The organism is Lentzea sp. NPDC059081, from assembly GCF_042738015.1.
Classification (GTDB): Bacteria; Actinomycetota; Actinomycetes; order Mycobacteriales; family Pseudonocardiaceae; genus Lentzea.
In genome coordinates, this window is the sequence record NZ_JBHYGW010000005.1 from 3,701 (window position 1) to 27,905 (window position 24,205).

Here is a 24,205-nt window from a genome sequence, read left to right on the forward strand (position 1 = left end):
TCAGACGAGAGGTGCGAAGAAGAACGTGTCGCGGCGGGCGAAGTAGCCCTCCTCGTCGAACTCGAAGAAGTCCGAGAACCTCAGGTCGACGTTCCGGCCGTCGTGCAGGACGCCCGCGAACGTGCCGTAGACCGCGACCTCCTCGGTGCCCTCGACGACCTTCTCGACGGTGTGCCTGCCCTCGCGGATCACGCGGGCGCCGCCGTAGAAGGCGCTCATCTCCTGGTGGCCGACCATCGGCTCGTAGCCGGGGCGGCGGTAGGTGGCGTCCGCGCTGAACATCGAGACTAGGCCGGCCACGTCGCCGGCGTCGACGAGCTCGTAGTAGCGGTGGACGGAGGTGACGTGGGTGGTCTGCAGCGTGCTGGTCATGACTGGTGCTCCTCACGGGACAGGTGGGCGGAGACGACGGCGCCGATCGACGCCAGGTGGTGCCGGGCGGTCAGGCCGCCGTGCGTGCTGTCGACCAGGTGGACCTCCACGTGGCCGGTGATGTGCGGCGACCAGGAGGCCGGGACGGGGTCGGCCGGGGTTTTGCCCTGCGTGGCGTGGAAGACGAGGGCGTCGGCGGCCAGCGGTGCCGGCCGGTAGCGGTTGTGGAGGGTGACGTTCGACGCGAACACCTCGGGCAGCGCGGCGCCGGTGAAACCGGACAACGGACCGGCATGCGCGCGGATCGCGTCATCGAACTCGGCACGGGTGCGGACCGGCTGGTCGAGCTCGTAGCCGAGGGACTGCAGCAACGCGGTCAGCAGGTCGGGGTCGTCCGGTGCGACCGGTGGGTGGTCCTCGGTCTCGGGATAGCCGTCCAGCAGGGCCAGCAGGCCGATCTCGGACGGTGCGAGCAGCCGCGCGATCGCATGGGCGACAACGGCACCGAACGACCAGCCGAGCAGGTGGTACGGCCCGGTGGGCTGGACGGACCGGATCCGGTCCAGGTAGTCGGCGGCCATCTCCTCGACCGACTGAGGCATCGAGGAGGGGTCGGTCAGGCCGCGGGCTTGGAGGGCGTGGAGCGGACGGCGCGGGTCCAGGTGCGGGAGCAGGCCGAAGTACTCCCAGCCGATGCCCGCACCGGGGTGCAGGCAGAACACCGGCGCGAGATCTCCCCCGGTGCGCAACGGGATCAGCACGTCCAACGGGTCACCCGCGGCCTCGGTGCCGACCCGCTCCGCCAGTGCCGCCGGGGTCGGTGCGTCGAACAGCAGGCGCAGCTCCGGGCGCACGCCCAGTTCGGCGCGGATCCGCGACACCAGCTTGGCCGCCAGCAGCGAATGCCCGCCCAGGTCGAAGAAGCCGTCGTCCGGACCGACCGCGTCGAGTCCGAGCACCTCGGCGAACAACGCGCAGAGCGTGGCCTCCAGCGGGGAGGCCGGCGGCCGTGCCTCGGCGACGACGCGGTCCGGTGCCGGCAGCGCGCGCCGGTCCAGCTTGTCGTTGGGGGTCAACGGCAACGCGTCCAGCACCACGTACGCCTCGGGCACCATGTACCGCGGCAGGAACGCGCCGAGCTCACGGCGCACCGCCGCCGGGTCGATCCCGTCCGGCGCGACGAGGTAGGCGACCAGCCGGTCGTCGCGGACGATCACGGCCGCCTGGGCGACCTCCGGCAGGCCGCACAACGCCGCCTCGACCTCGCCGGTCTCGATCCGCAGCCCGCGCAGCTGCACCTGCTGATCGGCGCGGCCGTGGAACGCGAGCCGGCCGTCCGGGAGCCACCGCACGAGGTCGCCGGTCCGGTACATCCGGCCGCCCTCGGGACAGGCGACGAACCGGGTCGCCGTCAGCCCCGGGTTGCCGAGGTAGCCGCGCGCCAGGCCCGCGCCCGCCACGTACAGCTCGCCGACCACACCGGGTGCCACCGGACGCAGGTGCTCGTCCAGCACGTACGCGCGGTAGTTGTCGATCGGCGTGCCGATGGACGGCAGATCGGTGTCCGCGCCCGGCGGGACCAGACCGCAGGTCGAGTTCACCGTGCACTCGGTCGGGCCGTAGGTGTTGTACAGCTCGAACGGCATCCCGGCCGGTGGGCGGCGGCGCAGGACGTCACCCCCGGTGTGCATGACCCGCACGACCGACGCGGCCAGCGCCGGTTCGTCCAGCATCGCCTCCAGCCGGGGCGTGGCGAGCGACGACACCGTGACCCGGCTGTCCGCGATCCACTCGGCCAGCGCCTCGGTGTCCTCCATGACCTGCTGCGACGGCAGGTGCAGCGCCGCACCGGACACGAGCGCCGGCCAGATCTCGGCGACCGCCGCGTCGAAGCCCTGCGCGGACAGGTGGCTCGACCGGTCGGCCGGCCCGAGCCCGAGCGCGGGCACCAGCCACGCGGTCTGGTTCGCGAGAGCACGGTGTTCGACCACGACGCCCTTGGGCCGGCCGGTGGAGCCCGAGGTGTAGATGACGTACGCCGCGTCGCACGGGTGCGTCTCGACCAGCGGCGGCGTGGCGGGACCGAGAAGCTCCTCCCCCAGCACGACTTTCGCCGCGTCGCTCGACTCGACCAGGTGCGCCAGGCCCGGCTGCGTCACCACGACGGGCGCGCCCGCGTCGGCCAGCATGTAGCGCAACCGGTCCGGCGGGTAGGTCGGGTCGACCGGCAGGTACGCGGCACCGGTCCTGAGCACCGCGAGCAACGCCACGATGCTGCTCGTGTCGCGGTCCGTGCAGACCCCGATGACGGACTCGCGCCGTGCGCCGAGCGCGATCAGGTGATGGGCCAGGCGGTTGGCACGCTCGTCCAGTTCCCGGTAGGTGAGCATGCCGTCGTGACCGACGACGGCCGGCGCGTCGGGCGTCCGTGCGGCGACCTCGGCGATCAGCTCGTGCACGGGCCGGTCGACGTCGTGCGGGACGGCGGTGGCGTTCCACCCCCGCAGCACGGCTTCCCGTTCGGCCGCGGTCAGCACCTCGACCCCGCTCAACGGCACCGACGGGTCCGCGACGAGCGTCCCGACCAGCCGGACCAGGCGGGCCAGCAGGGTCTCGGCGGTGGCGCGGTCCCACAGGTCGACGGCGTACTCCAGACACACCTCCAGCCCGTCCTCGGTCTGCCCGAAGCCGAACGACAGGTCGAGCTTCGCCCCGCCCGTCGTGGTCCGGACCGTCCGCACCTCGAGACCGGGCAGGCCCAGCGCGTCGTCCTCGACGCCGTCCACCCCGTCCTGCAACGCCAGCGACACCTGGAAGAGCGGGTGCCTGGTGCTGGACCGCTCCGGGTTGACCCGCTCGACCACGCGGTCGAACGGCACGTCCTGGTGCGTGTACGCGGCCAGGTCGGCCTCGCGGACCCGGTGTAGGACCGTGGTGAAGTCCGGGTCGCCGGACAGGTCGGCGCGCAGGGCGAGCGTGTTGACGAACAGGCCGACGAGGTCGTCCAGGTCCTCCGTCCCGCGCCCGGCCACGACAGTGCCGACCACGATGTCCGTGCCGGCGCCGAGCTTCGTCAGCAGTGTCGCCACGGCCGCGTGCAGTGCCATGAAGACGGTCGCGTTGTTGTTGCGCGCCAACGCGACCAGCCCTCGGTGCGTGGCAGCGTCGACATGGGCGCGAACCTCGTCGCCGACGTTCGCCGACGCAACCGGACGCGGCCGGTCGACGGGCAACCGCAGCTCGTCGGGGATGCCGTTCAGGGTCGTGGCCCAGAACTCCAGCGGATCCTCGGACACGGCGAGCAGTTCCTGTTGGCGCAGGCTGTGGTCGGCGTACTGGATCGGCAACGGCTGCCAATCCGGTGCCGTTCCGCCGACACGAGCCCTATAGGCCTCGGCGAGGTCGCGCAGCAGCACGCCGGTCGACCAACCGTCGGTGGCGATGTGGTGCAGTGCCAACAACACCACGTGGTCCTGCGCGCCGAGCCGCAGCACGTGCACCCGCAACGGGATGTCCGCGGCGAGGTCGAACGGCCTGCCCACCAACGCGGTCAGGGCGTCGTCCAGCGCTACTTCCGGGCAGTCGGCGACCTCGAACTCCAGCTCGTCCGCCGGCAGCACGACCTGGTGCCAGCCCGAGACGTCCTCGGGGAACACGGTCCGCAGCGCCTCGTGCCGCTCCACCACGTCGAGCAACGCGGTCCGCAGCGCGTCCAGGTCCAGCTCACCGAGCAGGCGCATCGCGTGCGGTGCGGTGTAGGCGTGGTCGGCGACCTCCGCCGCCAGCCGCACGCCCAGCTGCGCCGACGACAGCGGCACCCGCTTCGGCCGGTGCCCCGGCCGGGTCAGGGCCCGCACCGGCGCGGTCGAGTCCAGGTGGCCGTCGAGGCCGCGGGGCGTGGGGTCGCGGAACAGCACGCGGATGCCGAGCTCCACCCCGAACACCGTGCGGATCGACGCGAGCAGCCTGGCCGCCAGCAGCGAGTGGCCGCCGAGGTCGAAGAACCCGTCGTCGAGCCCGACCGCGTCCAGCCCGAGGACCTTGGCGAACAGCCCGCACAGGATCTCCTGCCGGGGCGTGCGCGGCTGGGAGTCGCCCGTGGTGTACGACGGCGCGGGTAGCGCCCGGCGGTCCAGCTTTCCGTTGGGCGTCAACGGGAACGCGTCGAGCTCGACGAACGCGGCGGGCACCATGTGCTCGGGCAGCCGGTCGCGGACGAACTCCCGCAGGCCGTCGGCACCGCCGACCACGTAGGCGACGAGCCGCTTGCCACCCGGTCCGTCCTCGCGTGCCACCACGGCCGTGGCGGTCACGTCCGGATGCGCGGTCAGCACGGCCTCGACCTCGGCCGGCTCGACCCGGAACCCGCGGATCTTCACCTGGTCGTCGGCGCGGCCCAGGTAGGTGAGCGCGCCGTCGGCGCGGCGGCGGACCAGGTCACCGGTGCGGTACATCCGCGTGCCGGCGGCGAACGGCGCGGCGACGAACCGTTCGGCGGTCAGTCCCGCCCTGCCGAGGTAGCCGTGCGCGAGCCCGGCGCCGAAGACGTACAGCTCCCCCACCGCGCCGGTGGGCACGGGCGACAGCCGGTGGTCCAGCACCACGGCTCCCTTGCCGTCCAACGGGGTTCCGATCGGCACCGCCGCGCCGTCCCAGCCCTGCGGCACGATGAACGAGGTCGTGAAGCCCATGCTCTCGACCGGCCCGTAGCCGTTGACCACACCGATTCCCGGCACGGCGGCCAGCACGGCTTTCACGTGCGCGGCGGAGGCTGCCTCACCGCCGGTCAACGCCCAGCGCAGTCCGGTGAAGATCTCCGGGTAGGTGTCCCAGAGGTGGTTGAAGAGGCTGGCGGACGCGTCGAGCACCGTCACGCCGTGGCGCACCACGAGCTGGGCGATGACGGCGGGTTCGGGTCGTTGGCCGGGGTACAGGACGGTCGTGCCGCCCGCCAGCAGCGGGCCGAAGAGCTGGGTGGCGAAGGCGTCCCACGACACCGAGGCGCACTGCAGCCACACCTCGCCGGGACCGAACCCCGCGTACCGCTGGCCGACGAGCGTGCCCGTCAGCGCGCGGTGCGGCGTGCCGGCGGCCTTCGCGGCACCGGTGGACCCGGAGGTGAACATGACGCACGCCACGTCGTCGGGCCCGTTTTCCGTTGCGGTGAAAGGCATCGCGGTGGCGTCGTCCAGAGCGGCCACGGGCACGTCGGCGTCGAACGGGCGGTCGGTGAGGACGAGTCGCACCGGCAGCGAGGCGACCATCGACTCCAGCCGTGCCGCCGGGAAGTCGACGTCGAGCACCAGGTAGGCCGCGCCTGCTTTGAGGACGGCCAGCAGCGCGGTCGCCATCTCCACGCCGCGTCCGATGTGGACACCCACGACGTCGCCGCGCCGAACGCCCCGCGATGCCAGGAACCCGGCCAGGCCGTCGGCATCCGCGTCGAGTCGCGCGTAGGAGATCTCGGTGTCCCCCGCGACGAGTGCGATGGCGTCGGGTGTGCGAGCGGCCTGAGCCGCGACCAGGTCGTGCACGGTGGCGGCGACGGACTCCGTGGTGGCGAAGGCCTCGGCGCGTTCGGCCGCGGACAGCACGTCGAGGTCCCACACCGACCGGTCCGGGTCGGCCGCGACCTGGTCCAGCAGCCGGACCAGGCGGTCCAGCAGCATCTCGGCGGTGGCCGCGTCGAACAGGCCGGTGAGGTACTCCAGCGCGCACCGCACGCCGTCCCGTCCCTCGCGCAGCGACAGCGTCAGGTCGAACTTCGCCTCGCCGCCCTCGACCGGCTCCGCGGTGGCGGTGAGGCCAGGCAGGTCGAGACCGGGGCCGTCGGCGTCGGCGTCGGCCAGCACCATGACCTGGAACAACGGGTGCCTGCCCGGTGCGCGCACCGGGTTCAGCTCCTCCACCAGGCGGTCGAACGGCAGGTCCTGGTTGCCGTAGGCGTCGAGCGCCCCCTCGCGCACCTGCCGGAGCAGGTCGCGGAATGACGGCTCGCCGGACACGTCCACCCGCAGCACCAGCGTGTTGACGAAGAAGCCGACCAGGTCCTCCAGCGCCTCCTCGCCGCGGCCGGTGACGACCGTGCCGATCGGGACGTCCTCGCCGGCGCCGCTGCGGGCCAGCAACGCGGCGAACGCGGCCTGGGCGACCATGAACAGCGTCGCGCCGGACTCCTCCGCCAGCACGGCCAACGCCCGTGCGGTCTCGACGGAGAGCTGTGCGCTCACGGAATCGCCTGCCGTACCGGTGTCGGCGTCCCGCGGGCGGTCGACCGGAAGGGCGATCTCCTCGGGCAGGCCGGCCAGCTTCGTGCGCCAGTAGGTCAGCTGAGCGCTGATCAGACTGGCCGGGTCGTCGGCGGAACCGAGCAGATCCTGTTGCCACAGCGTGTAGTCCGCGTACTGGACGGGCAACGGCTCCCAGTCCGGCTCCTCCCCCGCCAGCCGCGCGGTGTAGGCGGTGGCGAGGTCGCGCAGCAGTGGTCCGAGCGACCAGCCGTCGCTGATGATGTGGTGCATCACCAGCAGCAGCACGTGGTCCCGCGGCCCCTGTTCGAGCAGGTGCGCCCGGAACGGCGGGTCGGCGGCGAGGTCGAAGGCCTCCCTGGCGGCGCGGGCCAGCACGACCGCCGGGTCGCCTGGGTCGAGCACGGCCAGCACGACCTTCGCGTCCTCCAGGATCTCCTGGTACGGCTGCCCGTCGCGGCTGGGGAACGTGGTCCGCAGCGCCTCGTGCCGGCCGAGCACGTCGGTGAGCGCCGACTCGAGGGCGTCGGTGTCGAGCTCTCCGCGCAGCCGGAGAGCGAACGGGATGTTGTAGGCGGCGCCGGTGCCCTCGTGCCGATCGAGGAACCACAGCCGCTGCTGGGCGAACGACAGGGGGATCACAACGTCTCCTTGGACCTCGGACGGGCCCGCAGCACGGGCCGTGGGGCGGGACGGGCGGCCACGGGGAGGTGGGCCGCCAGACCGGCGACCGTCGGGTTCTCGAACACGGTCCGCATGCCGAGCTCCGCGCCGAACACCGACCGCACACGGCTGACCAGGCGCATCACCAGGATGGAATGGCCGCCCAGCGCGAAGAAGTCGTCGTCGGCGCCCACCTCGGGCACGTCGAGCAGCTCGGCGAACAAGCCGCAGAGCAGTTCCTCGTGCGGGGTCTGCGGTGTGCGGACCTCTCCGCGGCGCACGTCGGGGACGGGCAGTGCGGCCCGGTCGAGCTTGCCGTTGGGCGTGCGCGGCATCGACTCCAGCGCGACCACCGCGGCCGGCACCAGGTAGTCGGGCAGGTGCTTCGCGGCGAACTCCCGCAGACCTTCGGCGCTGCCGACGACATACGCGACCAGCCGCTTGTCGCCGGGGCTGTCCTCGCGGACGACCACCTCGACCTGCCGCACACCGGGATGACGGGCGAGCACCGCGCGCACCTCGCCGGGCTCCACCCGGAAGCCGCGGATCTTGACCTGGTCGTCGGCCCTGCCGAGGAAGTGCACGACGCCCTCGCGGTCCTGGCGCACCAGGTCGCCGGTGCGGTACATGCGGGCGCCGGCGACGCCGTACGGGTTGGCGACGAACCGTTGCGCGGTCACGGGGGTCTGCCCGAGGTAGCCGTGCGCGAGCCCGTCGCCCGCCATGTACAGCTCGCCGGGGGTGCCCGGCGGCACCGGCCGCAGCCACCGGTCGAGCACGAACACCTGCTTGCCCACCACCGGCCTGCCGACCGGCACGCTGACGCGGTCCAGGTCGCGCGGTTCGACGGTGTGGCAGAGCGTGAAGATGGTGTTCTCCAGCGGCGAGTAGCCGTTCACGACCCGCAGGCCGGGGTACCGGCCGAGCAGGGCGCGCAGGTGCGGGATCGAGGCGGGTTCGCCGCCGGTCATCACCTCGCGGACGCGCTCGAACACCTCGGGCGTCTCGTCGACGAGGAAGTTGAGCAGGCTGGCCGACACGTGCAGCGTCGTGACGTCGTGCCGCTCGACCAGGCGCCTGATCTGCACCGGGTCCGGGGTCTGGCCGGGTTGCAGCACGCAGGTGGCGCCGGAGAGCAGCGGGCCGAACAGCTCCAGCGCGAACGCGTCCCACGACACCGGCGAGCACTGCAGCCAGACCGCGTCCGGCTCGAACCCGGCGAAGTCCTGCCCGGTCAGCGTCGTGACCAGCGCCCGGTGCGACACGACGACGCCCTTGGGCCGGCCCGTGGAGCCCGAGGTGAACATGACGCACGCCGGGCTGTCCGGGTCGATCACGCGGGTGAGGTCGTCCGCCGGGTAGTGGCCGCCTTCGACGTCCTCCAGCACGAACACCGGTCCGGCCTGGTCGAGCAGCGCCTGCCGGCGGTCGGCCGGGTGGTCGGGGTCGAGCAGGACGTACGCCGCGCCCGCCTTCAGCACCGCGAGGATCGCGACGGCGAGGTCCACGCCGCGCGGCAGGCACACCGCGACCGTGTCCCCGACCCGTGCCCCCTGCGCCTCCAGCCTGCGGGCGAGCCGGTTCGCACGGGCGTGCAGCTCGGCGTACGTGACGGCCTCGCGGTCGTCGACCAACGCCACGGCGTCGGGCTTGCCGGCGGCGATCAGGTCCGTCAGCGTGGCGTCCCGCACCGGGCTTTCCCCGGTGGCACTCCACTCCCGCGTGACCGTCCGCAGCTCGTCCGCGTCCAGGATCTCCACAGTGGACAGACGCGCCGACGGGTTCCCGGCGACCGCGGTGAGCAGGCGGGCCAGCCGGGTCACCACCGCTTCGGCCGTCGCCCGGTCGTACAGCTCGGTGGCGTACTCCAGCTCACCGGTCAGGCCGGCCGGGGAGCCGTCTCGGGCGAACGACTCCCGCAGGCCGAGCGTGAGGTCGAACTTCGCCGCCCCGGTGGGTGCGGGCAGCGTCTCGACGGTCAGGCCCGGCACCGTCAGCTCGCCCTCGGCGTTGTTCTGCAGCACGACCATCACCTGGAACAGCGGGTGCCTGGCGGTGGTGCGGGCCGGGCTGAGCTCCTCGACGAGCCGGTCGAACGGCAGGTCCTGGTGGTCGTACGCGGCCAGGTCGTACTCGCGGACCCGGTCGAGCAGCTCGGCGAACGTCGGGTCGCCGGACAGGTCGGTGCGCAGCACCAGGGTGTTGACGAAGAACCCGACCAGGTCGTCCAGCACCTCGTCACCACGGCCCGCGACCGGGGTGCCGAGCGTGATGTCCGTGCCGGCGCCCAGTCGTCCGAGCATAGCCGCGAAGGCCGCGCGCAGCACCATGAACGGCGTGGCTCCGGCGGTCCTGGCCAGCGCGGTGAGGCTTCGGTGGACGTCCGCTCCGACGTTGAACGGCACGACGTCGCCTTCATGGGTCGGCCGGGCCGGGCGGGGGCGGTCCGCCGGCAGCGTCGCCTCCTCCGGCACCCCGGCGAGGGCCTGCCGCCAGTGCGCGAGCTGGGCGTCCTGCGGGAACCGCTGCTGCCACAGGGTGTAGTCGGCGTACTGGACCGGGAGCGGCGTCCAGTTCGGCGCCTCGCCACGGGTCCGGGCGGCGTAGGAGCCGGCGAGGTCGGTCAGCAGCGGCCGCATCGACCAGCCGTCGGCCGCGATGTGGTGCACCACGACCAGCAGCACGTGCTCGCGCTCGCCGGTGCGGAACAGTCGCACCCGCAACGGGCTCTCGGTGAGGTCGAACGGCTTGCGGGACTCTGCTTCGACCGTGCTGTCCGACTCCGCGAAGTCGATGACCGCCGGCAGCACCTCCTGGCACACCACGCCGTCGCGCTGGCGGAACACCGTGCGCAACGCCTCGTGCCGGTCCACGACGTCCTCGAGTGCCGTGCGGAGTGCGGCGACGTCGAGGTCTCCGGTCAGCCGCAGGGCGATCGGCACGTGGTAGGCCGCACCGGGCTGCTGGACCTGCTCGACCGTCCACAGCCGTTGCTGCGCCGACGAAAGCGGCACCAGCTCCGGTCGTTCGGCGGGAACGATCCGTTCCCTGGCGGGACGTCCGGCGTCCAGACGGGCTTCGAGCGCGGCGACGGTCGGTGCGTCGAACACCTCGCGCAGCGAGATCTCGGTGTCGAACACCGCGCGGACCCGCGCCACCAGCCGGGCGGCGAGCAGCGAATGCCCGCCCAGCGCGAAGAAGTCGTCGTGCACGCCCACCTTCGGCGTGCCCAGCAGGTCCGCGAAGATCCCGCAGAGCACCTCCTGCCGGGCGGTGCGCGGCGCGGTCGTGCCCGTCGTGACGACCGGTGCGGGCAGGGCCCGGCGGTCGATCTTCCCGTTCTGCGTCAACGGAAGCGCGTCCAGCACCACGACCACCGCGGGCACCATGAACGCCGGGAGCAGCGCGCCGACGTGCTCGCGGGCCTCCTCGGCGGTGACCTGGCCGACCACGTAGGCGACCAGGCGCTTGCCCGTCGCCGGGTCTTCGTGCACGACCACGACCGCGCGCGAGATCCGCTCGTGGCGGGTCAGCGCGGCCTCGATCTCGCCGGGCTCGACCCGGAAACCCCGGATCTTGACCTGGTGGTCCGCCCGGCCGAGGAACTCGATCACCCCGTCCTGCCGCCACCGGCCGAGATCACCGGTCCGGTAGAGCCGGCCGCCGGCGCAGGCCACGAACCGTTCGGCGGTCGCGGCCGGCCGGTTCAGGTAGCCGAGCGAGAGGCCGTCGCCGCCGATGTAGATCTCCCCCGCGACGCCGGGCGGCACCGGGGTGAGGTCGTCGTCGAGCACGTGCACGGTGGTGTGCGAGATCGGCGACCCGATCGGCACCGGCCCGTTCGCCTCGGTGATCTGGTGCGTGGTCGCGAAGACCATGCTCTCGACGGGCCCGTACCCGTTGACCAGCCGCACGTCCGGGTACTCGCGGAGCACACGGGCGACGTGGGCGGGCGACGCCGCGTCGCCACCGGTGATCACCTCGTCGACCTGCGCGAACACCTCGGGATGCGTGTCCACGACCGCCGCGAACAGGCCGGCGGACAGCCACAGCCGGTCGACGCCGTGCCGTGCCACCTGCTCGGCGACCAGCGCCGGGTCGGGCACCTGGCCGGGGGCGAGCACGCAGGTGGTGCCGTGCAGCAGTGGTTGCCACAGCTCCAGCGCCGCCGCGTCCCACGCCACGGGCGCCGCTTGGAGCCAGGTGCCGCCCGTGCTCGCGAACCGCTGGCCGAAGTGCATTCGCACGGCCGCGCGGTGCGTCGTGATCACGCCCTTCGGCACGCCCGACGAGCCGGACGTGAACATCACGCACGCCACGTCGCCACCGCCGACCGGGAAGCCCGGCCTGGTCGGGCTCTCACCCGCGACGTCGTCCACCCGCACCACGTCGACGTGACCGGGCAGCAGGCCGGCGATCGACGGGTGGCTGACCGCCAGGTACAGCCCCGCCTCGGCGACGATCCGCCCGACCGGGTGCGTCGGGTCCAGCGGCACGTACGCCGCGCCCGTCTTGAGCACGCCGAGCAGCGCCACGACGAACGCCGGCGATCGTTCCACCAGCACGCCGACGAGGTCGCCGCGACCGACGCCGTGTTCGAGGACCTTGTGCGCCACCTGGTTGGCCCAGGCGTCCACCTCGGCGTAGGTCAGGCGTTCGTCGCCGAACACCAGCGCCACCGCGTTCGGACGGATCTCCGCCTGCTCCTCGACCAGGTCCACGAGCGACCGGTCACGCGGGTAGTCGACGGTGGTGTCGTTCCACTCCGCGAGCAGGTCGCGCTCCTCGGCGGACAGCACGTCCACCCGGGAGATCCGCGCCTCCGGGTCGATCCCGGTCGCGACGCGCTCGAACCTGGCGATCAGCACCTGGGCCGTCGCGGGGTCGAACAGGTCCGCCGCGTACTCCAGCGTGCCGGTGATGCCCGCCGGGCCGTTCTCGTCGACGGTCTCGTTGAGCATCAACGCCAGGTCGAACTTCGCCGACGTCACCGCGATGTCGACCGGCTCACTGTCCAGTCCGGACAGTTCGGCGCCGGGCGTCGTGGGCTGGACCGTGACGAACACCTGGAACAACGGGTGCCGGGCGGGCGAGCGGGCCGGGTTGAGCTCCTCGACGACCTGGTCGAACGGCACGTCCTGGTGGCTGTACGCCGCCAAGTCGGTCTCCCGGACGCGGCCGAGCAGCTCGCGGAACGTCGGGTCGCCGGACAGGTCGGTGCGCAGCACCAGGGTGTTGACGAAGAACCCGACCAGGTCGTCCAGCGCCTCGTCAGTGCGGCCGGCCACTGCCGTGCCGAGCGGGACGTCCGTGCCGGCACCGAACCGCGACAACATCAGCGCCCACGCGGCCTGCACGACCATGAACAGGGTCGCGTCGCAGTCACGGGCGATCGCCAGCAGCCTCCGGTGCGCCTCGGCGTCGAGCGTCACGGCCAGCTGCTCGCCGCGGTGGCTCGGGCTCTCCGGGCGCGGCCGGTCGGCGGGCAGCGCGATCTCCTCGGGCAGCCCGGCGAGCGCGGTCCGCCAGTGCTCGACCTGGGCACCGGTGTCGAGCTCTTCCTGCCACAGCGCGTAGTCCGCGTACTGGACGGCCAACGGCTCCCAGCCCGGCTCGCTGCCGGCCCGGCGAGCGTCGTACGCGGCGCCGAGGTCGCGCAGCAGCGGTCCCCACGACCAGCCGTCGGTGACGATGTGGTGCATCACCACCAGCAGGACGTGGTCCTCTTCGGACAGCCGGAACAGCTTTGCCCTGATGGGAAGTTCGGCGGCGAGGTCGAACGGGATCGCAGAGTCGGCCGCGATCAGCGCGTCCAGCTCGGTCTCCTCACACCGGACCACGTCCAGGGTGCACTCGGTCCGAGGCAGGACGAGCTGCTCCGGTGTGCCGTCACGGTCGGGGAACACGGTGCGCAGCACCTCGTGCCGTGCGACGACGTCGCCGAGCGCGGCGTGCAGTGCGGCGGTGTCGAGCGGTCCGCGCAGCCGTCGTGCGATCGGCACGTGGTAGGTCGAGCCCTGCTCCAGCCCGTTGAGGAACCAAAGTCTGCGCTGGGCTGCCGACAACGGAACGCGTTCCGGTCGCTCGACGGCACGCACGGACGGCCTGGCCTCGGCGAGGGAGTCGACACGGGCGTCGAGCCCGCGCACGGTCGGCGTGCGGAAGACCTCCCGCATCGCCAGCTCCACGCCGAGCACCGCGCGCACCTTGCCGACGAGCTTGCCGGCCAGCAGCGAGTGGCCGCCGAGGGCGAAGAAGTCGTCGTCCGGCGACACCTCGGGAAGGTCCAGCAGGCCCGCGAAGATGCCGCAGAGGATCTGCTGACGTGGTGTCCTCGCGACGTCCCCGGCGGAAGCGGCGAGGTCGGGAACCGGCAGCGCCGCCCGGTCGAGCTTGCCGTTCGCGGTGCGGGGCAGCTCGTCGAGCACCACGAACGCCGACGGGACGAGGTGGTCGGGCAGCCTGGTCCCGGCGAACCCGCGCAGGGCGGCGGACTCCGCCGTGCCGACGACGTACGCGACCAGTCGCGGCCCGTCGAGCACCACGACCTCCGCCTGCCGGACGTCCGGGTGCGCGGTCAGCACGGCCGCCACCTCGCCCGGTTCGACGCGGAACCCGCGGATCTTCACCTGGTCGTCCGCACGGCCCAGGAACTCGACAACGCCGTCCGCGTCCTGGCGCACCAGGTCGCCGGTCCGGTACATCCGGCCGCCGAACGAGCCGGCGAACGGGCTGGCGACGAACCGTTCGGCCGTCGCGGCGCCCTGGCCGAGGTAGCCGTGCGCGAGGCCGGCCCCCGCCATGTACAGCTCGCCGGGAGTGCCCGGCGGCACCAGTCGCAGGTGCTCGTCCAGCACGTACACCTGCTTGCCGGCGAGCGGGCGGCCGACCGGGATGCTGCGGCGGTCGTCGTCGCGCGGCACGATCCGGTGGCAGAGCGTGAAGATGGTGTTCTCGAGCGGCGAGTAGCCGTTGACCAGCCGGACTTCCGGGTGACGCTCCAGCAACGTCCGCACGTGCGCCTTCGACGCCGCCTCACCGCCGGTCATGACCTGCCGGACGCCGCGGAAGGCGTGCGGGTACTCGTCGAGGATGAAGTTGAGCAGGCTGGCGGACACGTGCACGGTGGTGATGGCGTGCTCGGCGATCAGCTCGACGATCTTCGCGGGCTCGGGCGACTGGCCGGGTTGCAGGACGCAGGCGGCGCCGGAAAGCAGTGCGCCGAACAGTTCCAGCGCGAAGGCGTCCCACGAGACCGGTGCGCACTGCAGCCACACCTCGTCCGCGCCGAACTTGACGAACTCCTGGCCGGTCATGGTGGCGACGACCGCGCGGTGCGAGGTCAGGACTCCCTTGGGCCGGCCGGTCGAGCCCGACGTGTACATCACGCACATCGCGTCGTCAGGGTGCACCCGGCGGTGGAGCGGTTCGGTGCTCCCCGAGGCGGTGCGGATGTCGACCAGTCGTCCTGGCAGCGGTGACGGGCCGTCCACCACGGTCAGGGCGGCACCGGACTGCTCCACCAGCGCGGCCAGTCGCTCCGCCGGGTGGTCGGGGTCGAGCAGCACGTAGGCAGCGCCGAGCTTGAGCACCGCGAGCACGGCGGCGACCAGTTCCGGTCCCCTGGGCAGGCAGAGCGCGACGAGCGCACCCCGGTCGGCGTCGAGGTGCCGGGCGAGGCGGTTGGCGTCCGCTTCCAGAGCGGCGTAGGTGGTGCGGCCGTTCTCGTGGATCAACGCGATGGCGTCGGGTGTGCTGGAAGCGTGCCGGGTGACGATCTCGTGCACGCACTCGCGGGTGTTGGCGTCGCCCGTGTCGTTCCACTCGACTGCGAGCATCCGGCGCTCGTCCGGCGTCAGGATGTCCACTTCGGACACTCGTGCGTCGGGGTTCTCCGCCACAGCGCTCAGGAACCGCGTGTAGCGGTCGAGGAGCGTGGCGGCCGTGCGGTCGGTGAACAGGTCGGTCGCGTACTCCAGGTGGCAGGTCATCCCGCCGCCGGTCTCGTGCAGGGTGAGCGTGAGGTCGAACTTGGCCGTGTGCCGTTCGACCTCGACGAGCTCGGCCTCGCAACCGGGGAACGCGACCTCGGCCTCGGCGTTGTTCTGCAGCACGACCATGACCTGGAACAGCGGGTGCCTGGCCAGGGTGCGGGCCGGGTTCAGCTCCTCGACGACGCGGTCGAACGGCACGTCGGCGTTCGCGTAGCCGGCCAGCCCGGTCTCGCGCACTCGGTCGAGCAGCTCGCGGAACGTCGGGTCACCGGAGACGTCGTTGCGCAGCACCACGGTGTTGACGAAGAGCCCGACGAGGTCGTCCAGCGCCTCGTCGGTCCGGCCGGCGACCGGCACGCCCACCGGGATGTCGGTGCCGGCGCCGAGCCGGGACAGCAGCGCGGCGAACGCGGCCTGCACGACCATCGCCCTGGTCGCCTGGCCTGCCGTCGCGAGCCCCGCGACGTCGGTGTCGACGTGGGCCGTCACCAGACCACCTTGGTGACTCGGGGAAGCCGGGCGGAGGAAGTCTGCGGGCAGGCTCGCCTCGTCGGGCAGGCCGGCCAGTGCCGTGCGCCAGTGGCCGAGCTGCTCGGTGAAGTCCTGGTCGTGCTGCCACAGCACGTGGTCGGCGTACTCGACCGGCAGCGCCGTCCACTGCGGCGCAACGCTTTCCCGTCTCGCGGCGTAGGCCGTGGACAGGTCGCGCAGCATCGGCGCGACCGACCAGCCGTCGGCGGCGATGTGGTGCAGGACCAGCACCAGCAGGTGCCGGTCGGGGGCTTCCTCAGCCAGGTAGGCCCGCAGCGGGGGTTCGGTGCGCAGGTCGAACGGCCGGGTGGCGGTCTCCTCCAGTTCCGCGGGGTCCAACGGAACCAGGTCGACGTCCGCGGGCAGCACCACCTGGTACGGCTCGCCGTCATAAGCCGGAAAGACCGTGCGCAGCGGTTCGTGCCGTGCCACCAGGTCGACGAGCGCCACGCGCAGGGCGTCCCGGTCGAGCTCGCCGGTGAGACGCAGGGCGATGGGGACGTTGTAGGCGGCGCTCGGGCCGTGGACGTCCTCCAGCAGCCACAACCGGTGCTGTGCGGGCGAGAGCGGCATCCGTTCGGGACGCGGCCTCGGCGTCACGGCTTCCCGTGCGTGACCGAGGGAGTCGAGCAACGCGTCCAGTGCCGCCGGGGTCGGCCGGTCGAACACGTCCCGCAACGCCATCTCGACGCCGAACGCAGTGCGCGCCTTGGCGACCAACCTGGCCGCGAGCAGCGAATGCCCGCCCAGCGCGAAGAAGTCGTCGTCCAGCGAGACCTCGGGCAGGCCGAGCAGGCCGGCGAAGATCCCGCAGAGCAGTTCCTGCCGCGCGGTGCGCGGCTTGCGGCCCTGGGCCTGGACGCGCTCGGGCTCGGGCAGCGCACGCCGGTCGAGCTTTCCGTTGGGCGTCAACGGGAACTCGTCGAGCGTCACGAAAGCCGCCGGGACCATGTAGTCGGGCAGCCGCTCGGCCAGGTACTCCTTGAGGCCCTCGGCGCTGCCGACGACGTACGCGACCAGGCGCTTGCCGGTGCTACCGTCCGCCCGCACCTCGACCGCCGCACGGTCGACGCCGGGGTGCGTCAGCAGCGCCGCCTCGACCTCGCCGGGCTCGACCCGGTAGCCGCGGATCTTGACCTGGTCGTCGGCCCTGCCGAGGAACTCGACGGTCCCGTCCGGCCGCCAGCGTCCCACGTCACCGGTGCGGTACATGCGCTCATTCGGCCGCGCCACGAACCTCTCGGCCGTGACGCCGGGCCGGTTCAGGTAGCCGTGCGCGAGCCCGTCGCCGGACAGGTAGATCTCCGCCGGGACACCCGGCGGCACCGGGTTGAGGTCGCCGTCGAGCAGGTGGACGGTGGTGTTGGCGATGGGCGCGCCGACCGGCACGGGCCCGTCGACCTCGGTGACCTGGTGCGTGGTCACGAAGACCATGCTCTCCACCGGCCCGTACCCGTGGACCAGCCGCACCTCGGGGTGGCTCTCGACCACCTTGGCGAGGTGCGCGACCGACGGGCTCTCGCCGCCGGTCATGACCTGGCGGACGACGTCGAACACCTCGGGGTGGGTGTCGAGCACGGCCGCGAACAGGCCGGCCGACATCCACAGGGTGGTGACGCCGTGCCGCGCGACCAGCCTGCCGATCACCGCCGGGTCGGGGACCTGGCCGGGGGCGAGGACGCACGTGCCGCCGTGCAGCAGGGGCGGCCACATCTCCAGGGTGAGGCCGTCCCACGAGACGGGGGCGGACTGCAGCCAGACGCCGTCGAAGTCCACATAGGACTGACCGAAGAAGGTGCGGACGGTCGCCCGGTGCGACGACATCGCACCCTTGGGAACGCCGGAGGAGCCGGAGGTGAACAGCACGCACGCGACGTCGTCGGCGGTGATGTGCACAGCGGGACGGGTCGTGGGCTCATCACCAGGGCCGGCGGGTACGGCGGTCGTTCCCGGCACACGGCCGGCGTCGTCCGTCACCACCAGCTCCAGCCGAGCCTGCCCGGCCACGGACGCGATCCGGTCGTCCGGGTGTCCGGGGTCGAGCGGCACGTAGGCCGCCCCCGCCTTCAGCACCCCGAGGATCGCCGCCACGAAGTCCGGCGATCGCCGCACCAGCACGCCCACGAGGTCCCCGCGTCCGACGCCAAGGCCGGTCAACCGGTGCGCGACCTGGTTCGCCAGCGCGTCCAGCTCGGCAGCCGACACCTCCACGTCCTCGAACACCAGCGCCACGGAGTCCGGGCCGGCGTCCACCCGCTGCTCGAACAGCTCCACCAGCGTGCGGTCGTGCGGGTACTCGACGTCCGTGTCGTTCCACCCGGCGAGCGCGGCCTGCTCCTCGGGCAGCAGCAGCCCGATCCGCGACAGCGGCACGTCCGGCTGAACCGCCCACTCCCCCAGCAACGCCGTGAACCGGCGTGCCAGCAGGGTCGCCGACGGCTCGTCCCACAGGTCCACGGCGTAGGTCAGCCAGCCGCGCACACCGTCGGCGGTCTCGGCGAGGTCGACGGTCAGGTCGAACTTGGCCGGGTGCAGCTCCACGGACCCGGTCTCGACGGCCAGGCCGGGGAACGACGGCACGTCCTCCGGGGCGTTCTGCAGCACCAGCATCGTCTGGAACAGCGGGTGCCGCGACCGCGAGCGTTCGGGGTTGAGCTCCTCGACGAGCCGCTCGAACGGCAGGTCCTGGTGGGCGAACGCGGCGAGGTCGGTCTGCCGAACCCGGCGCAGCAGTTCACGGAGCGTCGGGTCGCCGGACAGGTCGGTGCGCAGCACGAGGGTGTTGACGAAGAACCCGACCAGGTCGTCCAGCGCCTCGTCGGTGCGGCCGGCCACCGCCGTGCCCAGTGGGATGTCCGTCCCCGCGCCAAGCCGGGACAGCACGGCCGTCAGACCGGCCTGCAGCATCATGAACAGGGTCGAACCGGTCTCGGCGGCCAGCTCCTCCAACCTGCGGTGCACGGCCGCGTCGAAGGAGACCTCCACGGCGGCGCCGCGGTGCGTTGCCGCGGCCGGACGCGGGTGGTCGGTCGGGACGGCGATCTGCTCGGGCAGGCCGGCGAGCGCCTCGCGCCAGTAGGTGAGCTGCTCGACCAGTTCGCTGTCCGGGTCGCCGTCGGACCCGAGAACCTCCTGCTGCCACACCGTGTAGTCGGCGTACTGGACGGGCAACGGCTCCCAGTCCGGTGCCTCCCCGCCCAGTCGTGCGGTGTAGGCGGCGGACAGGTCACGCGTCAACGGTCCCCACGACCAGCCGTCGGTCGCGATGTGGTGCATCACGAACAGCAGCACGTGCTCGTCCGAAGACAGCCGGTAGAGCGTTGCGCGCCAAGGGTGTTCGGCTGCCAGGTCGAAGTCGTGCCCGGATGCCTCGACCATGGCGTCCCACAAAGCGTCCTGCTCGATGGACACCTGGGCGAGCGCCGGGACGGTGTCCAGCACCAGCTGGTGCGGTTCGCCGTCGGCCTCCGGGAACACCGTGCGCAGCGTCTCGTGCCGCCACGCCACGTCGGACAGCGCCGACTCCAGCGCGGTCACGTCGAGGGAACCGTTCAGCCGCAGCGTGTACGTGGCGTTGTAGAGCGCGCCGGCCGGGTCGAGCCGGTGCAGCAGCCACAGCCGCCGCTGGGCGAAGGACAGGGGGCTCACAACGTCTCCTTCTGCCGGGCCCGCGCCCGCAGAGCGGGTCTGGCCTTCTTCGCGAGGACGAGTCGGTCGGCCAGATCGGCCACGGTGGGTCCGTCGAACACGGTGGCGACGGACAGTTCGGCGTGCAGTTCCCGGCGGATCCGGCCGAGCAGCCGCATCACCAGCAGCGAGTGGCCGCCCAGCCGGAAGAAGTCGTCGTCGATCGACACCGACGGCACGCCCAGGACTTCGGCGAACAACGAGCACAGCGCGCTTTCCTGCGGGGTGCGCGGGGCCCGGCCCGCCACGACGACGGTGTCCGGTGCCGGGAGTGCCCGGCGGTCGAGCTTGCCGGTGTCCGTGCGAGGCAGCGCGTCGAGCACCAGGAACGCCGACGGCACCAGGTGTTCCGGCAGCCGTGCGCGGGCGAAGTCGCGCAACCCGTGCGCGCCACCGACCACGTAGGCGACGAGCCGTTTGTCGCCGGGCCGGTCCTCCCGGACCACGACCTCGACCTGCCGCACGGCGGGGTGCCGGGCCAGCACCGCGCGCACCTCGCCGGGTTCGACGCGGAACCCGCGGATCTTCACCTGGTCGTCGGCACGGCCGAGGAACTCGATCGTCCCGTCCGCGTTCTGCCGCACCAGGTCGCCCGTGCGGTACATCCGCCCGCCGCCGAACGGGTCGGCGACGAACCGCTGTGCCGTCGCGGCGCCTTGGCCGAGGTAGCCGTGGGCCAGTCCGTCGCCGGCCATGTACAGCTCACCGGGTGTTCCTGGCGGGACCGGGCGCAGCCACCCGTCCAGCACGTGCACCTGCTTGCCCGCCAGCACCCGGCCGACCGGGACGCTGCGACGCTCGGTGTCCTCGAGCGCGATGCGGTGGCAGAGCGTGAAGATGGTGTTCTCCACGGGCGAGTAGCCGTTGACCAGGCGGAGGTCCGGGTGGCGTTCCAGCGCCGTCCGCACGTGGGTGCGTGACGCCGCCTCGCCGCCGGTCATCAGTTGCCGCACACCCGTGAACGCGCCGGGGTGTTCGTCGAGCAGGTAGTTCAGCAGGCTCGCGGACACGTGCACGGTCGTGATGCCGTGTGTGGCGATCAGTTCCGCGATCCGTTCGGGCTCCGGCGACTGGCCGGGTTGCAGCACGCACGTCGCGCCGGACAGCAACGCGCCGAACAGTTCCAGCGCGAACGCGTCCCACGAGACCGGCGAGCACTGCAGCCACACCTCGTCCGCGCCGAACTCGACGTAGTCCTGGCCGGTCAACGTGCCGACCAGGGCGCCGTGCGGCGTCAGGACGCCCTTGGGCCGGCCGGTGGAGCCGGAGGTGAACATGACGCACGCCGAGTCCGCCGGTGTCACCGGGACGTCGGGTGGGGCCTGCGCGGTGCCGTCCGGCACGGTCGTGATGACGGTGCGGACGCCCGCGAGCTCGATCACGGCATCCAGTCGGGCGGCGGGGAACGCGACGTCGAGGACCGTGTAGGCAGCACCGGCCTTCAGCACCGCCAGGATCGCGACGACCAACGGGATGCCGCGCTCCAGACGCACACCCACGACGTCGCCCCGGCGAACGCCCTCGGCAACCAGTTGGTGCGCCAGGTGGTTCGCCCGACCTTCCAGCTCCGCGTAGTCCACTGTGGAGTCGTTGAAGACGAGGGCGGTGGCGTGCGGGCGGGCTGCGGCGACTCGCGAGATCAGGCTGTGCACGGTGTCGGTCGGACTCACCGTCGGCTGCAGCTCGACGGCTTCGCCGGGCAGCAGCAGGTCCACGTCGGCGACCGCGGTGTCCGGCGCCTGGGCGACGGTCTCCAGGTAGCGGACCATCCTCGCGGCCAGCGCGTGGGCCGACCGCGCGTCGAACAGGTCCGTGGCGTACTTCAGCGTGCCGCGCAGCCCATCGTCCTCGGTGAAGTCGAACACCAGGTCCGCCTTGGCCGCGGCCACGTTCAGCGGGACGTCCTCGCAGACCAGTCCGGGGAACTCCGGTGCCGTCGCGGGCGGCTGGAGCACGAGCAGCGTCTGGCACAACGGGTGCAGGCCCTGCGACCGGGCCGGTTGCAGCTCCTCGACCAGCCGGTCGAACGGCAGGTCGGCGTGCAGGTGCACGGCGCCGTCCTGGTCGCGCACCCGGCCCAGCAGCTCGCGGAACGTGGGCCGGCCGGAGACGTCCGTGCGCAGCACGACGGTGTTCACGAAGCACCCGACGAGGTCCGCCAGCGACTCGTGCTCCCGACCGGCCACGATCCCGCCGACCGGCACGTCCTCCCCCGCGCCGAGCCGCGACAGCAGCCCGGCCAGCGCGGCGCGCAGCACCATGAACAGCGTGGCCCTCGACTCCCTGGCCACCGCCCGCAACGCGGCGTGCGCCGAGGTGCCGAGCCGCATCTCCACCGCCCCGGCCTCGCGGACACCGGCCGACCGGACCGAGCGGTCGGTGGGCAGCGCGATCTCCTCCGGCATACCGGCGAGCTCGGTTTTCCAGAACGGGAGCAGCTCCCCCGCGGACGCGAGCAGGTCGCGGTTCCAGCTGGTGAAGTCCAGGTACCGCACCGGCAACGGGTCCCAGTCCGGCGCCCGGCCGTCGAGCCGGGCGGCGTAGGCGCGGGCCAGGTCCCGCCACAGCGGCGTGATCGACCACCCGTCCACCGCGATGTGGTGCACGACCAGCACCAGCAGGTGCTCGTCCTCGCCCTCCGCGACCAGCCGCGCCCGGATCGGGATCTCGGTCTCCAGGTCGAACGGGCGCCCGATCACGTCCTCAGTGGACAGTGGAACCGCGGGTGCGTCGAGAACCCGTTGGTGCGGCTCGTCGTCGAAGAGCGGAAAGATCGTCCGCAACGGCTCGTGCCGCGTCACCACGTCGGCCAGGGCGGCAGTCAACGCCCGGACGTCCAACGGGCCGCGAAAACGCAGCGCCATCGGCACGTTGTAGGCGGGTCCGCGTTCGGACTGCTGCACGAACCACATCCGCCGTTGGGCCGCCGAGAGCGCCGGACGTTCGAGCTGGGCCACCCGCACCGGACCCGAGCGGGCAGCACCGGCGGTCTCCACGACACGGGCCAGCGACGCGGGGGTGGACGCCTCGAACACCGAGGGCGCGGACACCTCGATCCCGGCGACCGTCCGCAGCCTGCCGACCAGCCGGGCCGCGGCGAGCGAATGGCCGCCCAGCGCGAAGAAGTCGTCGTCCACGCCGATCGGCGAGATGCCCAGCACCTCGGCGAACAACGCGCACACCGTCTCCTCCGCCGGGGTGCGCGGCGGTCCACCCGCCACGACCCGTTCACGCACGGGCACGGGCAGCGCGCGCCGGTCGAGCTTTCCGTTGGGGGTCAACGGCAACGCGTCGAGGAACACCACGTCCGACGGCACCATGTAGCCGGGGACGATCGACGCGCAGTGCTCGCGCACCTCGGCCCCGGTCGGCGCAGCCCCGTCCGGTACCGCGTACGCGACCAGGGACTTCTCCCCCGCCGGGCTGGTCAGCACGGTCACCGCCGCCTGGGCGACCCGCGGGTGCGCCGCCACCGCGCCCGCCACCTCGGCGGGTTCGATCCGGAAGCCGCGGATCTTCACCTGGTCGTCGGTGCGGCCGGCGAAGTCGAGGTCGCCGTCGGGCCGCAACCGCCCCAGGTCGCCGGTGCGGTACATGCGGTCGCCGGGGGCGCCGAACGGATCGGCGACGAACCGCACCGACGTCTCGCCCGGCCTCCCGAGGTATCCGCGGGCGAGCTGGACCCCGGTCAGGTAGAGCTCGCCGACCTCACCGGCCGGCACCGGGTTCAGCGACGCGTCCAGCACCCGGATCCCCGCACCGGGGGTGGGCCGACCGATCGGCATGAGCCCACCGCCGTCGACCTCGCGGCACGGCAGGCAGGTGACGCCGACGGACACCTCGGTCGGCCCGTACTCGTTGTACAGCACCACGTCCAGGCTCGCCCGGACCCGGTCCGCCACCGCGATCGGCAGTCCCTCACCCTCGGACGCCATCAGCCGCAGCGGCCCGTCCGCGCCGTCGCGCAGGTACTCGTCCAGGAACAGCGGGATCAGCGACGCGACGAACCGGATCATCGTGATCCGCTCGGCCCGCACCGTCCGTGCGAGGTAGGCGGGGTCTCGGTGACCACCGGGGCGGGCCATGACGAGCGTCGCCCCGGCGGCCAGGGTCAAGAAGACCTCGATGACGGACGGGTCGAAGCCCGACGGCGTCTTCTGCAGCACGCGGTCACCCGGCGCCAGGCGGTAGTGCGCCTGGACGTCCTCCATCCGCCGCAGGATGCCGCGATGGGTGATCACCACGCCCTTGGGCTTGTTGGTGGTGCCCGAGGTGAACATGACGTACGCGGGGTGGTCGGGCAACGGAGCCGTCAGGCGCGAGGACGACGAGTCCGCGCCCTCCGACCACTCCCGGACCTCGTCCGGCCCCAGCGTCAACGCCGGCCGCGCCACCTCCACCATGTGCGCGGTCCGCTCGGCCGGGTAGTCCGGGTCCAGCGGCAGGTACGCCCCACCGGCGCGGACGATCGCCAGCAACGCGACGACCAGGTCGAGCGACCGCGGCACCGCCACGGCCACCACGGACTCCGGTCCGACTCCCCTGCCCGTCAGCACGACGGCGAGACGGCCGGCACGGGCGGACAGCTCGGCATAGGTCAGGACGGCGCCGTCGCACTCGACGGCGGGTGCGTCCGGTGCCGAGCGCACGGCTCGGTCGACCGCGGACGTCAGGTTCTCCAGTTCGGCGAGCACGGCGGCACCCCCTCTT

General features: G+C 72.7%; 4 protein-coding genes. All 4 read right to left on the bottom strand.

Going from position 1 to position 24,205, the window contains the following annotated elements; genetic code table 11:
* Genes ACFWV3_RS13170 through ACFWV3_RS13185 form a run of 4 tightly spaced genes read right to left on the bottom strand, consistent with a single transcriptional unit; the run spans position 1 to position 24,189 of the window.
* Positions 1-372 (bottom strand): nuclear transport factor 2 family protein, encoded by a 372-nt coding sequence (locus tag ACFWV3_RS13170; RefSeq protein ID WP_382411342.1) that lies wholly within the window; start codon positions 370-372, stop codon positions 1-3.
* Positions 369-7,262, bottom strand: a complete 6,894-nt coding sequence (locus tag ACFWV3_RS13175; protein WP_382411343.1) for an amino acid adenylation domain-containing protein — start codon at positions 7,260-7,262, stop codon at positions 369-371. Before ACFWV3_RS13175 ends, ACFWV3_RS13170 begins: the two co-directional genes overlap by 4 nt.
* Positions 7,259-19,456 carry an amino acid adenylation domain-containing protein gene (locus ACFWV3_RS13180; RefSeq protein WP_382411344.1) on the bottom strand — a complete coding sequence of 4,066 codons (12,198 nt, stop codon included), beginning with the start codon at positions 19,454-19,456 and terminating at the stop codon, positions 7,259-7,261. Before ACFWV3_RS13180 ends, ACFWV3_RS13175 begins: the two co-directional genes overlap by 4 nt.
* Positions 19,453-24,189, bottom strand: coding sequence for an amino acid adenylation domain-containing protein (locus ACFWV3_RS13185; RefSeq protein ID WP_382411345.1), 4,737 nt, complete (start codon positions 24,187-24,189; stop codon positions 19,453-19,455). The genes ACFWV3_RS13180 and ACFWV3_RS13185 overlap by 4 nt, the downstream gene beginning before the upstream one ends.
* Between the last annotated feature and the right edge of the window lie 16 nt (positions 24,190-24,205).

What these genes read in the sequence shown, in the direction of transcription:
- ACFWV3_RS13170 (WP_382411342.1), bottom strand. Translation starts at nt 372, where the DNA reads ATGACCAGCACGCTGCAGACCACCCACGTCACCTCCGTCCACCGCTAC.